The organism is Anaeromassilibacillus sp. D41t1_190614_C2 (assembly GCF_015558525.1).
Lineage (GTDB): Bacteria > Bacillota > Clostridia > Oscillospirales > Acutalibacteraceae > Anaeromassilibacillus > Anaeromassilibacillus stercoravium.
The window spans coordinates 24,208-38,023 of the sequence record NZ_JADMOD010000012.1; the positions used below are offsets into that span (position 1 = coordinate 24,208).

At 48.5% G+C, this 13,816-nt stretch carries 11 protein-coding genes; 4 read left to right on the forward strand and 7 right to left on the reverse strand.

Annotated features, from left to right (window positions below):
• Window positions 1-8: 8 nt before the first annotated feature.
• From uvrA to pyrE, 4 genes are all read right to left on the reverse strand, one after another.
• Entirely contained in the window at window positions 9-2,834 is a 2,826-nt protein-coding gene (uvrA, locus tag I2G69_RS09990) for an excinuclease ABC subunit UvrA (RefSeq protein ID WP_087229062.1), read from the reverse strand.
• A gap of 22 nt (window positions 2,835-2,856) precedes the next feature.
• Entirely contained in the window at window positions 2,857-4,818 is a 1,962-nt protein-coding gene (uvrB, locus tag I2G69_RS09995) for an excinuclease ABC subunit UvrB (protein ID WP_087229065.1), read from the reverse strand.
• A 10-nt stretch (window positions 4,819-4,828) separates the two neighbouring features.
• Window positions 4,829-5,623, reverse strand: coding sequence for a JAB domain-containing protein (locus I2G69_RS10000; protein ID WP_172749484.1), 795 nt, complete (start codon window positions 5,621-5,623; stop codon window positions 4,829-4,831).
• Window positions 5,624-5,754: 131 nt separating this feature from the next.
• A complete protein-coding gene (pyrE, locus tag I2G69_RS10005; RefSeq protein ID WP_191362464.1) occupies window positions 5,755-6,336 on the reverse strand; it encodes an orotate phosphoribosyltransferase in 582 nt (193 codons plus the stop codon).
• 189 nt (window positions 6,337-6,525) lie between these two features.
• On the opposite strand from pyrE, the gene I2G69_RS10010 reads away from it, so the two are divergent.
• From I2G69_RS10010 to I2G69_RS10020, 3 genes are read left to right on the forward strand one after another with little or no spacing between them, the layout of a single operon-like run.
• Window positions 6,526-6,900 carry a GntR family transcriptional regulator gene (locus tag I2G69_RS10010; protein WP_087229071.1) on the forward strand — a complete coding sequence of 125 codons (375 nt, stop codon included), beginning with the start codon at window positions 6,526-6,528 and terminating at the stop codon, window positions 6,898-6,900.
• Window positions 6,901-6,908: 8 nt separating this feature from the next.
• Entirely contained in the window at window positions 6,909-7,775 is an 867-nt protein-coding gene (locus I2G69_RS10015; protein ID WP_191362465.1) for an ABC transporter ATP-binding protein, read from the forward strand.
• Window positions 7,772-8,404 (forward strand): ABC-2 transporter permease, encoded by a 633-nt coding sequence (locus I2G69_RS10020; protein WP_087229077.1) that lies wholly within the window; start codon window positions 7,772-7,774, stop codon window positions 8,402-8,404. Before I2G69_RS10015 ends, I2G69_RS10020 begins: the two co-directional genes overlap by 4 nt.
• A gap of 291 nt (window positions 8,405-8,695) precedes the next feature.
• On the opposite strand, the gene I2G69_RS10025 is transcribed toward I2G69_RS10020, so the two are convergent.
• From I2G69_RS10025 to I2G69_RS10035, 3 genes are all read right to left on the reverse strand, one after another.
• Window positions 8,696-10,021, reverse strand: a complete 1,326-nt coding sequence (locus tag I2G69_RS10025; RefSeq protein ID WP_191362518.1) for an MATE family efflux transporter — start codon at window positions 10,019-10,021, stop codon at window positions 8,696-8,698.
• Window positions 10,022-10,101: 80 nt separating this feature from the next.
• Window positions 10,102-10,611 (reverse strand): pyridoxamine 5'-phosphate oxidase family protein, encoded by a 510-nt coding sequence (locus I2G69_RS10030; protein ID WP_087229083.1) that lies wholly within the window; start codon window positions 10,609-10,611, stop codon window positions 10,102-10,104.
• A gap of 193 nt (window positions 10,612-10,804) precedes the next feature.
• Window positions 10,805-12,166 carry an MATE family efflux transporter gene (locus tag I2G69_RS10035; RefSeq protein WP_087229086.1) on the reverse strand — a complete coding sequence of 454 codons (1,362 nt, stop codon included), beginning with the start codon at window positions 12,164-12,166 and terminating at the stop codon, window positions 10,805-10,807.
• Window positions 12,167-12,498: 332 nt separating this feature from the next.
• On the opposite strand from I2G69_RS10035, the gene I2G69_RS10040 reads away from it, so the two are divergent.
• Window positions 12,499-13,419, forward strand: coding sequence for a DDE-type integrase/transposase/recombinase (locus tag I2G69_RS10040; RefSeq protein ID WP_195560728.1), 921 nt, complete (start codon window positions 12,499-12,501; stop codon window positions 13,417-13,419).
• The last annotated feature ends 397 nt before the right edge of the window (window positions 13,420-13,816 follow it).

The following is a 13,816-nucleotide window of genomic DNA, read 5'->3' on the forward strand; positions in this document are numbered from 1 at the left end:
AAATAGGCTTATTCCCTTGCTAACACTTTTTTCAGGTACTGCCCTGTATAGGAGCCTTCCATGTTTGCAACCTCCTCCGGTGTCCCAGTTGCAACAATGGTCCCGCCGTTGTCTCCGCCTTCCGGCCCCAAATCAATAATATGATCCGCTGTCTTGATGAGATCAAGGTTGTGTTCAATCACAACCACCGTATTCCCCGCATCCACCAGTTTCTGCAGCACATCGATCAGCTTATGGACATCCGCAATATGCAGGCCGGTCGTGGGTTCATCGAGAATATAAATGGTCCGTCCAGTGGAACGTTTGCTCAGCTCTGTGGCCAGCTTCACGCGCTGTGCTTCTCCTCCGGAGAGAGTCGTAGCAGGCTGGCCGATCTTGACATAGCCCAACCCGACATCCTGAAGGGTCTGGAGCTTGCGCGCAATCCGCGGAAGACTGGAGAAAAACTCCAAGCCTTCCTCGACTGTCATTTCCAAGACATCATAGATGCTCTTGCCTTTATATTTGATCTCCAATGTTTCACGGTTATAGCGCTTTCCCTTACACACATCACAGGGGACATAGACATCCGGCAAAAAATGCATCTCAATCTTGATGATGCCGTCGCCTTGGCATGCCTCACAGCGGCCTCCCTTGACATTAAAGGAAAAGCGTCCGGACGTAAAGCCGCGCAGTTTTGCATCCTGCGTCGAAGCATAGAGCTCCCGAATGTCGGTAAAGACACCCGTATACGTGGCCGGGTTGGAACGCGGCGTCCGCCCAATTGGGGCCTGGTTGATTTCGATCACCTTGTCCAGCGCCTCGATCCCTTTAATCTGTTTAAACGCCCCGGGGCGGCATTTGGCTCCATTCAAATTGGAGGCCAGATATTTATATAAGATCTCATTGATTAGAGAGGATTTGCCTGAACCGGACACCCCGGTAACACAGACAAATTTTCCAAGCGGAATATCCACCGAAACGTTTTTCAAATTATTTTGTGCGGCACCGATGATCCGTAGCTTTTTCCCATTCCCTTTGCGGCGTTTCTCCGGCACTTCTACTTTTTTTTGCCCGCTGAGATATTGCCCAGTGATGGATTGCGCACAATCCACAATCTCTGAGGGCTTTCCATTAAAGACCACCTCGCCGCCATGGATTCCTGCTCCTGGCCCAATGTCCACAATGTGGTCCGCTGCGCGCATGGTGTCTTCATCATGCTCAACGACGATGACGGTGTTCCCAAGGTCGCGCAAATGTTTTAATGTCCCCAATAGCTTATCATTATCGCGCTGGTGCAGGCCGATGCTTGGCTCATCCAGAATATACAATACCCCCGTCAAAGAGGAACCGATTTGGGTTGCCAAGCGGATACGCTGGCTCTCGCCTCCGGAAAGCGTCCCGGAAGAACGGGAAAGCGTCAAGTATTCCAATCCCACGCTTTGCAAAAATCCCAAGCGGCTCTTGATCTCCTTGAGAATAGCTGCCGCGATCATGGTGTCGCGTGCGCTGAGCTCCAAATGGTTGACGAAATCCAAAGCCTGTGCAACCGATTTTTCGCAGAGATCGGCGATATTGATGCCGCCCACAGTCACCGCCAGGCTCATCGGGGAAAGGCGCTTGCCATGGCAAGCGTCACAGGGAATCGCACTCATATAGGTTTCGATTTCTTCTTTGATCCAGCTGCTCTGCGTCTCCCGGAAACGGCGCTCCAAATTGTTGATAATCCCTTCAAACTCCGTCATATAGGTTCCGCTACCATATTCGTTGCGGCGTTCCAATTTGATCTTCTCACCCTTGGTCCCATAGAGCAAAATATCAATCACTTCTGGCGGAAGTTCCTCAATCGGCGTATCCAAGGAAAAATGATAGTGCTTTGCCAACGCATGCATATACATCGTGGCAATGGTGCTGCCCTCCATTGCCCAGCCGCTGCCCTTTATCCCGCCCTGGTTGATGGACAGGGCTTTATTCGGCAACACCAAGTCCGGGTCGATCTTCATAAAGACCCCCAATCCGGTACATTTGGGGCAGGCCCCATACGGGTTATTAAAGGAGAACATCCGGGGGGTCAGCTCTTCGATACTTGCGCCGTGCTCTGGGCAAGCGTAGTTTTGACTGAAGGTATAATCTTTCTCCGGTGTGCTGATGACCACAATTCCCCCAGCCAGGGAGGCCGCTGTTTCAATCGAATCCGCTAGGCGGGAATGGATTCCAGGCTTAATTACCAGGCGGTCCACCACAATTTCGATCGTATGTTTGTTGTTCTTTTTTAATTTAATGGTCTCAGAAAGATCGTAAAGGATTCCATCCACACGTACACGTACAAATCCGCCTTTGCGTGCGGCCTCAAACTCCTTCACGTGCTCCCCTTTCCGCGCACGCACCACCGGGGCGAGCACCTGGATTTTAGTCCCCTCCTCCATGCGGAGCACCTGGTCGACGATCTGATCGACCGTCTGTTGCTTGATCTCCCGGCCGCAAATAGGGCAATGGGGCACGCCGATCCGCGCGTAAAGCAAGCGCAGATAGTCGTAAATTTCCGTCACCGTCCCAACCGTGGAGCGCGGGTTCTTCGAGGTAGTCTTCTGATCGATGGAAATCGCGGGGGACAGCCCTTCGATGTAGTCCACGTCCGGTTTCTCCATCTGTCCCAAAAATTGGCGCGCATAGGAGGAGAGCGACTCAACATAGCGGCGCTGCCCTTCTGCATAGATCGTGTCAAACGCAAGGGAGGACTTTCCGGAACCGGAAAGTCCTGTAAAAACGATCAGCTCATCGCGTGGAATTTCAATATCGATGTTTTTGAGGTTGTGCTCCCGCGCACCCTTTATAAAAATATTTTTTGCTACCATAGCGATTCCTTTCCATTACGCACTATTTGCCGGATTGCAGGGCTTTAATCTTATCGCGCAGATATGCCGCATGTTCGAATTCCAGCAATTTAGCTGCCGCCTTCATCTCGCGCGTCAGCTGTTCAATCTGCTGTTTCCGCTCTGCTGCTGTCAAGCGCTTTCCTTTCTTTGGCTTCGCGTCGTCCTTATGTGTGGAAATTTCCAGGACTTCACTGACCTTTTTCACAATGGTCTTTGGCACAATGCCGTGCTCTTCATTATATTTCATTTGAATCGCACGGCGGCGTTCCGTTTCGCGGATCGCCATTTCCATTGAAGGCGTCACGGAATCCGCATACATAATGACCTGCCCCTTGGCATTGCGCGCCGCACGGCCGATTGTCTGGATCAAGGAGCGCTCTGAACGCAGGAAGCCCTCCTTATCGGCATCCAAAATCGCTACAAGCGACACCTCTGGGATATCCAGACCTTCACGGAGCAAATTGATCCCCACCAAAACGTCGTATTCACCGAGGCGCAAATCCCGGATGATCTCCATGCGCTCCACCGTGTCAATGTCGTGGTGCATATAACGCACACGAATCCCTGCATTTTCCAAATAGGCGGAAAGATCCTCCGCCATTTTTTTGGTCAAGGTCGTCACCAGTACGCGCTCATGATTCGCTGTGCGGAGATTGATTTCCGAAATCAAGTCGTCGATCTGGCCCTCTGTCGGCTTTACGATAATCTCAGGATCTACAAGCCCGGTCGGGCGGATCACCTGCTCGACGATCTGAGCGGATTTTTCCTTTTCAAAATCCCCCGGTGTGGCACTGACAAAGATCGCCTGGTTGACATGAGCATAGAATTCATCGAAATTCAACGGCCGGTTGTCATACGCGGAGGGCAACCGGAATCCATAGTCGATCAACGATTGCTTGCGCGCCCGATCCCCTGCATACATAGAGCGCACCTGTGGCAGCGTGACATGGGACTCGTCCACAAAGAGTAGAAAGTCCTCCGGAAAATAGTCCAGCAGAGTGCAGGGCTGGCTTCCCGGCGCACGCCCAGAAAGCACGCGGGAATAGTTTTCAATGCCTTTGCAGAAGCCGATTTCCGAGAGCATCTCCATATCGTACTGCGTGCGTTCCCGGATGCGCTGGGCCTCGATCAGCTTTCCATTCGCTTCAAAGAATTTCACGCGCTCTTCCATCTCGGCTTCAATTTCTTTCACTGCGCGCTGCATCTTCTCACGCGGCACAATATAGTGCGATGCCGGATAGATGGCAACGTGCTTTAATTCCGCCCTAAACTCTCCTGTCAGGGCATTGATCTCCGTAATCCGGTCAATTTCGTCCCCGAAAAATTCCACACGGATGACGGTGTCATTCGACTGCGCGGGAAAAATCTCAACGACGTCGCCCCGCACACGGAACTTGTTGCGGATAAAATTGATATCGTTTCGCTCGTATTGGATTTCCACCAACTTCCGCAGAAGGTCATCCCGGCTTTTCTGCATCCCTGGGCGCAAAGAAATTACCATTGTGCGGTAATCAATTGGATCGCCCAAACTATAAATGCAGGATACGCTAGCCACAATGATTACATCGCGGCGCTCGGACAACGCTGACGTCGCAGAATGGCGGAGTTTATCGATCTCATCATTGATGGCGGAATCCTTTTCGATATACGTATCGGTTGTGGCGATATACGCCTCTGGCTGATAATAATCGTAATAGGAGACAAAATATTCAACCGCATTTTCCGGAAAAAACTCCCGGAACTCCGAGCACAGCTGTGCAGCGAGCGTCTTGTTGTGCGCCAGCACCAGCGTTGGACGGTTGACCCGTTCGATCACGTTGGCCATCGTAAAGGTCTTTCCGGAGCCCGTAACTCCCAGCAGCGTCTGCTCCTTATCACCATGAAGCAGCCCTTCCACCAATTGGCCGATCGCTTTCGGCTGGTCTCCCGTCGGTCGATATTTCGAAACCAATTTAAAATCCATATTTCTGCTCCTATTTGGTATTGGTTCGCTCTTTCCCTTCCCGCACGCTGTCCGCCGCCCGAAGGGATACCCGCGGTTGTCTCTCATCTGAAAACAGGTGGGCCATAATGCCGCTTTCTTTCAGAGAGGTAAAGTCCCGTCCGGCAATAATAATATGGTCAATCAACAAGACTTCAATCTCTTTCAGGGCATCAAAAACGCGCGAGGTGATGTGGAGATCTTGCGGACTCGGCAGGGCACTGCCGCTAGGATGATTGTGCGACAACACTGCATAGACCGCCCGGTAACGGGCGGCCAACGCTACAATGTCCTGTATATAAATGTTGGTCGTCACAGCGGTTCCCGCGCTGACGATGTCACAATAAATCACGCGGTTAGAGCTATCCAAAAGCATCAAGACCACCACTTCTTGAGAAAGGCCCACATATCGTTTCATCAGGTAGCGCGCCATATCCTGGTAATCGTACATACGGACGCGCCCTGACTCCCGGTCCATTTCGTAGCAGCGAAACGCCTGTGGCAGCATCTTTAAAAAGGCAGCCGCAACTGGCCCCACACCGTCGACCTCAAGCAGCTCTTCATACGGCGCATCCAGCACTCCGGAAAAAGAGCCAAACCGCCGGATCAACTCATGCGCCAAAGGGTTTGTATCTCCCCGCGGGTTACAGGCAAAGAGTAGATATTCAATTTTTTCATGAGGGGCAAAAGCTTCAAAGCCGGATTTTAGGAACCGTTCCCGCATCCGGTCCCGATGTCCGTCATGGATATTTTTAGAACTCGGTTTCCGCTTCTTCTCTGCTTCCATATATTGCCCCTCTTTTCTCCCTCTCATTCGATTTTAAACCAGGTTCCATTCCGCTGGCCGATTCATAACATACCGGACAACATGCCGGTCTTGCCACTTTTTATGAGATCGGAAGATATCGATATTGCTACTCAGACTTTCCGGCTTCCGGGCTTAACCGGCTCGCCAGCACCTGCTTTGCAAAGCGGGCAATCCTGCGGCTCCCAGGACTCCACTTCCATAGAAATGACGGACTTAAACGGTACGCCAAAGTCGATCTTCCCGCCCGTGCGGTCCACAATCGACCCGACGCCAACCACGACGCCGCCAGCAGCCTTCACCAAATCAATGACCTCGCGAACCGAACCACCTGTGGTCACCACATCCTCCACAATTAGGACTTTCATGCCCGGGTTCACAACAAACCCACGGCGCAGGGCCATTTTCCCCTCTTCGTCCCGTTCGGTGAAATAGTTCTCGCACTTGAGCGGGCGGCTTACCTCATATGCCATCTGAACCGCACCCATCGCCGGCCCGATCACGACTTCTACGCCATCGTTCTGATACTGCTCCGCCAGCGCGCCACAGAGTTCTTCGCTATATTTTGTGTTACGGAATATTTTTGCACACTGCAAATACTTATTGCTGTGACGTCCAGAAGTCAGGCGGAAATGGCCTTCCAGCAGTACGCCGGCCTCTTTTAAAATTTCCAAAACTCTTTCCTGCGTAATCATAGCAATCTTCTCCTTTTCCTGATCAATAGAAATTATGTTCTTATTATATACCAAAAGATTGAATTTGGGAAGCTTTTTATCCTTTCCTGTTGGAAAAAAGGGAATATGCATTTTCCCCCTTGACAAACGCCCCTTCGTGTTATATTGTATATATAGTACATATACAATATAACAGAAAGAAGGGGTCGCGTGGAAATCCATATCAGCAATTCGAGCGGCATTCCCATCTACGAACAATTGGTCACGCAGATTAAGAACCTCATTCTGAACGGCGCCCTTCAGGACGGCGAGGCTCTTCCCTCGATGCGGCTTCTTGCAAAAGAGCTGCGCATCAGTGTTATCACAACCAAGCGGGCCTATGAAGAATTGGAGCGGGAGGGATTTTTATGTACCGTGGTGGGAAAGGGAAGCTTTGTAGCAGCCAAAAACCCCGACCTTCTGCGGGAACAACAACGCCGCATCGTTGAGGACTCCCTTGCAAAGGCAGTAGAAAGTGCTAAAAACTATGGCATTTCATTGGAAGAATTGCAGGAATCCCTGCTCATTTTATATGGAGAGGACTGAGTGATTCTATGGAAAAGCTTTGCTTAGAAGTACAAGACCTAACAAAACGCTACGACGCTAGTGAATTTTCTCTGGATCATCTGAACTTCAAAGTTCCTTATGGCAGCGTTATGGGGCTAATTGGTGAAAATGGCGCTGGAAAAACCACTACTTTGAAATTAATCTTAAATTTGATGCGGAGAGACGCAGGAACTATAAAGCTCTTTGGACTGGACAATATCCGTGATGAAGGAGCGATTAAGCAACAAATTGGTGTCGTGTTCGACGAAAACCATTTCCACGAATTGTTTTCACCGGCCGACATTGCAAAAATCCTACGAAGCCTATACCAAAAATGGGACGATAACCTGTTCCAGCAATACCTCAGACGCTTCCAATTGCCCGCGGATAAACCGATCAAAACTTATTCGCGCGGCATGAAGGTGAAGCTTTCTATTGCTTCTGCACTTGCACATCATCCCAAGCTCTTGCTGTTGGATGAACCTACCAGCGGCCTTGATCCAGTGGTCCGTGACGAAATTCTCTCCATCTTTTTTGACTTTATCCAAGACGAGGAACACACGATCCTAATGTCCTCTCACATTACCGGAGACTTGGAAAAGATTGCCGACTATGTCACCTTCCTACACCAAGGAAGGCTGGTATTCAGCGGCGTGAAAGACGACCTACTGGATAGCCATGGCATTGTAAAGTGCAACGCAAGCGAGCGAAAACGCATCGACCCTAAATGGATTGTCAAACAGCGCACAGGGCCTTTTGGCTGCGAAATACTGGTCAACAACAAAGCCGCCGTTCGCCACCTCTATCCGGAGCTTTTGGTCGACAACGCTAGCCTGGAAGAAATCATGCTATTTCATGTGAAGGGGGAAAAATGATGATCGGTTTGATTCAAAAGGATCTTCTGCTGATAAAAAGGAGTATGGGAACCACTATGCTGATTCTCGCATTCCTGGTGATTGTTTTCAGCGCGAGTATGGGCGCTTCCGCTGGGATGGCTATGATACCAATCGCCTTTTCGATTCTCATCCTGGGTACGTTTGCCCTCGACGACACAGCCAAATGGGATGTATACGTACTATGTACCCCACCGGCTAAGCGGCGTATTGTCCTGTCTAAATACCTTTCCTCTTCGATCCTGATTGCGATCGGGGCCGCCTTTTCTGCTATCGCTGCAGTTGTTGCCTTACTCATCCGCAGCGAAACATGGTCCCTGGAAGTCACCCTTACCTTTCTAGCATCTGTTGGCCTGGCGTGCTGTATGAATGCCGTTTTGCTGCCACTGACATACCGTTTTGGCGCTGAACGTTCCCGCATCATTTTCATGGTTTTGGTTTTTATACCTACCTGCCTTGCAGTCTTGCTCCAAGGCCAATTGCCCGCCATCGCCTCCGTGGACGAAGCAACCATCATGAATATGTTAGCACTGTTTCCTGTCTTTGGTATCCTACTGCTTTTCCCCTCCTATTTCATTTCCAAGGCAATTTACACACACAAGGATTTCTAACCAATGGAACCCACCCATCCTCGGGCGCGTTGCCTTCGCTTTCCCCTTACACCGGGGGACGCCAAAAAACGTAAATCTACATTGGAAAAAATATGGCACAAACGCACTGCGTCCAACGGAACCTGCAAATTCCGTTGGACGCAGTGCGTTTATATTGTTAGCAATTGGTTGGGCAATCCATGACTTACCTTCTATCTTACAACATTGCCATTCCTCCGGTGGGAACGTGCACTTCTATGTGGTTTCCACTGCATCTTATGACTTTAGAAACGAGCGCATTTATAATTCTTCTCAGATGTTGGCCAACTTCTGCTTTTTCTGAATAGCAATGTAAAATAGCAACCCTATTGCCGCAACCAGCAGTTCTGTTGTTGGGAAAGCACACCAAACACCGTAAATATTCGCAAGCCAGGAAAGCAAAAACGCCATTGGGATAATGAGCAAAAAACCACGCAACAGGGAAATCATATGTGCAGGGCGTAGGTGCTCTGTAGAAGTAAAGCAGATCGAAATTAGGATATTAAACCCTGCGAACGGGCAGGCGGTAAAGTAGAGCCGCATCCCCTCTGTGGCAATGTTTTGCAACACAGCGTCCCCTTCGCTGTTAAAGATGCCTGCAATTTGTGAAGCTCCCAAAAATACGGTCACGTAAATCAAAACCGAAAGGATCAGCATGGTTGTCATGGCATATTTTAGGATCAACTTGATATTTCGGGTATTTTTGGCTCCGTAATTGCTGCTGATAATTGGTTGAATGCCTTGCGCAATCCCTGTATAGATGGCAATAATGACCAAAGATAGATTTGCAATCACACCATATGCCGCCACGCCAACATTTCCTGCCAAGTTCAATAGGATCGAGTTAAATACAATGATAACGATACCGGACGAGACTTCCGTCACCAACGATGGAACACCGCTGGACAAAATCCTTACAAACCGCCGTATTTCGGGCATACACTTTGCAAAGTGAAACTGATTGTTCTTTCTGATAAAATGAGGGGACAGGATCATCATACTAATGATCGGGGCAAGGCCGGTTGCAAAAGCCGCCCCAAAGATTCCCATTTGGCAAGGGAAAATAAACACCCAATCCAACACGACATTGGAGAGGCTTCCGCCAATCATCGCGGCCATTGAAAGCTGTGGCGCCCCGTCGTTACGGACAAAGCACAGCAATACATTATTCATCAAAAAAGCAGGTGCAAATAGGAGAATGACCTGCAAATAGGTTTTTGACATCGCATAAACATGCTCATCAGCTCCAAACAGCGTTACAATTGTCCCTGAAAAGAAAACTCCTATCGATACGAACAACACCGCAAATAGGGCCGCAAGGTAAACCGCATTGGTGAAGGTACGGTTAGCAGACTGCTGATCCCGTTGGCTTCTTTGAATGGAATATCTTGTACCTCCTCCCATGCCGATCATCAGACCGCTGCCATGGATAAAACTGTATATGGGGATTGCGAGGTTCAAAGCTGTAAGCCCGTATGTACCAAGCCCCTGCGATACAAAATATGTGTCGGCCAATATATAACACGATAGGCCGATCATCCCCATCACATTCAACGATACATATTTTGCGAATTCTTTAAAACAATTTGTTTTCACCATTCCGGATAACCTCCATAAAAAATAAAGACCCACGTTGTGCTACGCAGGCCTATTGCACAAGAAAAACCCCGGCGGGTTCATCAGCAAGATTTGTTCCTTTGCTGTTTTTCTTTTATAAGTTCTTTCGCTTCTTTTCCGGTCATATGCTCGATGGTCATTTCCAGCATACATAAAGGAACCCAATCCCGGTCAATGGCCGCCTGACGGTGGGCATCATTGTCATCTGGCGCATATTTGACCGCGAGCTTTTCGATAGCCTCCCGCTTTTCCTGGCTGTCCTCCAGAATGCGAATCGTTCCAAAGGCAATGATGCTCCGAAAATAGGAAGTATATTCTTCCGGCACAACGAGGTCCTGGTCAATCACGCAAAAAGACGCTTTCGCGTTTCGCCGGATGGCATCGATCTTATGGCCGCTTTTTGCACAATGAAAGTACAACTTATAGCCATCGTAGGCATAACTGACCGGCACCGCATACGGATAATTGTCATCCCCCGAAAGGGCCAGTACACCAGAAGTCCCCCGATTTAAGATAGCTGTACATTCTTCCAAGGGCAGCTCTTGCCCGTTCCTGCGCATTTCTCGAAACATAGCGATTCATCCCTTTCCAGCCTGATACCTAATCCCCGCTCTTCTGACAAAACAAAAGCATTGACTTCCGTATCTTCTATGGCCTAACGATACGGAAGATCAATGCTTGATTGTTTACCCGGCGGCAAACAGCGTCCATTTATGCCAGGATATTATAGCATGCTTTTCTTTGCATGTCAATTCTATCCTTCGGCTATCCTATGGACTGATCTTTACACACGCATCGTTTCATGCTGACCGACCGGCGGTAAACTACAAAAGCAACGGCTGCGGACAATGCTTCTGCAATCCAAAAAGCATTCCAAACGCCAGCTGGGCCAAAAATCCGGCTCAATAAAAATGCGGCCGGGATAATTATAAGGATATACCGGCACACGGAAATAATCAGAGATGGTGTCCCCTTGCTAAGGCCCTCTAGAGCCCCTGACGAGGTCACAGACACAGCTGAAACAAGGAATCCCGCACTGATGATGCGAAGTGCAGTCTCGCCAGCGCGAATGGTTTCCGGCGTATGCGTAAACAGTCCAATAAGAGGCCCAGGAATAGCCAGGCAGATAATCGTTCCGAAGGCCATAATAATCCCGCTCATGCAAAGGACAATCCGATAAATCTGATTGACACGCTTATGTTCCCCTGCCCCGTAATTATAACCAATCAAGGGCCGCATTCCCTGGACAATCCCGTTGGCAGGAAGATACAGGAAAGTTTGCAGTTTATAATAAATTCCCAGCACTAAAATATAAACCTCGGAATACGCTGCTAAGATCGCATTCAGCGAAGAAATCAAAAAGGATGGCAAGGCTAGATTCAATGTTGCCGGTATCCCAACGGAATACAATTTCAAAACCATGTCTTTGTTTGGGGAAACATATTTTTTGCGAATATGGACGCGGATAGGCCGTACAAAATAAACGACGAGATAAATCCCTAAGGTAAGTGTTTGGCCAATCCCAGTGGCCAGAGCCGCTCCTTCCATCCCCATTTTCGGGAATGGGCCTATCCCAAAAATGAGCAAAGGGTCTAAGGCAATGTTTGCAATGCATCCACACATCAAGCTTACCATTGTGACCTTCATATTTCCCACCGCTTGAAAAATCTTCTCAAATGTTATACCCAGCACAATCATCGGCGTAAAGGAGAAAGCCACTACCGAATACCGGACGCCAAGCTCTATAACGGATTCCGACGAGGTAAACATTCGCAAGAAAGCTGGCATAAAGGCAATGCATCCAATGGTCATAACAACACCATGAATCACCGCAAGCAGTAATCCTTGTGTAGCGGCCATATCCGCCTTTTGGTGGTTTCCTGCACCCAGATGAAAAGCAATCACCGCATTCATTCCTACCCCAAAGCCAATTGCAACCGCATTGATGAAATTCTGAATAGGAAACACCAGTGACAATGCCGTCATCGCATCTTCACTGATCTGTGCAACAAAAAAGCTATCGACAATATTATACAGAGAATTCACCAGCATAGAGAGCACCATAGGGAGCGCCATCGAAAGGATAAGCGGCAGGACTGGCTTCTCTTTCATAAAATTTTCGTTCATTCTTCCTCCTCCATTCTTCAAAGCGCTTTCCTTCAAACTTAATGGACAATTTTTCACGCTTTTCCAATAAAAAAGCCACACAGCTATCATTTGATAACTGTGTGGCAAAAGATGACAACGTCCGGAAAAGTCCACTACACATTTTGACTTTTATTATAATACCTATAGTTTGATAGTTTGTCAATACCGTACACTTATGAAGGGGATCCAATGGATGTAGGTGTTACAATGATGAGTGACAAAGTAGAGATAAAAAAAGGTAGCAAATAGGAAAGACCTGTAGTAAGGTTAAGTTGCCTAGACAAAACCGAAAGAAGGTCATCCTATTTGCTATGGATAAGATAACACAAACGATGCGGTTCCGGCAAGCAGTAATTGAATATTCTCTGAAACATGGCGTGACAAAAGCAGCTGTGCGGTATCGACTAAACCGGCAATATATCTATCGATGGAGAAAGCGCTACGATGGAACACTTGAGTCGCTGGCAGATCGTTCACATCGTCCCCACAGTCATCCAAATCAACATACACCGGAAGAAATCAAACTCATCCTGAACATGCGCCGCAGGAATCCGAACACCGGAATTGTTGTATTCTGGGTCAAGCTGCGTCAACGCGGCTACACACGTTCTATTTCCGGTCTGTACCGCTTCCTGCGGAAACATGGTGTTATGGCGGTAAAGCTGCCCAACCCCAAATACATCCCCAAGCCCTATGAACAAATGAAATATCCTGGTCAGCGTGTTCAGATTGATGTCAAATTTGTACCGCAGGTCTGCATTGTGGGGCAAAGTGAACCAACGCAGTGGTTTCAATACACCTTCCTGGATGAATATAGCCGTTTCCGCTACATAGAAGCCTTTCAGGAACACAATACCTATTCTTCTACGTTATTTCTAAAGCACGTGGTCAAGAAATTTCCTTATGCCATCGAATGTGTCCAGACAGACAATGGTTCGGAATTTACGAACCGTCTGTTACCACGAGGTAGTGATAAACCTACCCTATTTGAACTGGAACTGAATCGTATGGGCATTCGCCATAAACTCATTCGTCCTTACACGCCAAGGCACAACGGCAAAGTAGAGCGTAGTCACCGCAAAGACAATGAGGAATTTTACGCCTCTCACCGCTTCTACTCCTTCGATGATTTCAAAGCTCAGCTAGCCGTCCGTGAACGGGTTTACAACCATTTTCCCATCCGTCCTTTAAACTGGCTCTCCCCTTTACAGGTCCTTTCCTCTTTTCCTTAATCTGTAACACATCTTTGACAAACCTACAGTACACTTATGAAGGGGATCCAATGGAGTCGTTTTTAGCTTCTCTTCACCTTTCTCTCGTGTAATCTTCTTTATATCAGGCATAGATTTCCTTTGACAGTTCAAAAACCTATTTTTTAGATCCATCTGGAACAAATACAGGTACTTTGTCGCGACCGCTAACGAAAAAAAAGGGTCCCAACCAATCGTCTGATTGGTTGGGACCCCGTCTGCTTTTCTGGAGACCCATTCCGCTGAATAGTCCGTTTATTGTTCCATATCGCGGAGCTTCAGCTGCTAGCAAATATTTAAAACTTCCGCTTTCAAATAGGCAGCATCCTGAATCCCCTAGAAAGAATCCCTTGCTGTTTTTCCAGCGAGCTACGCCTCC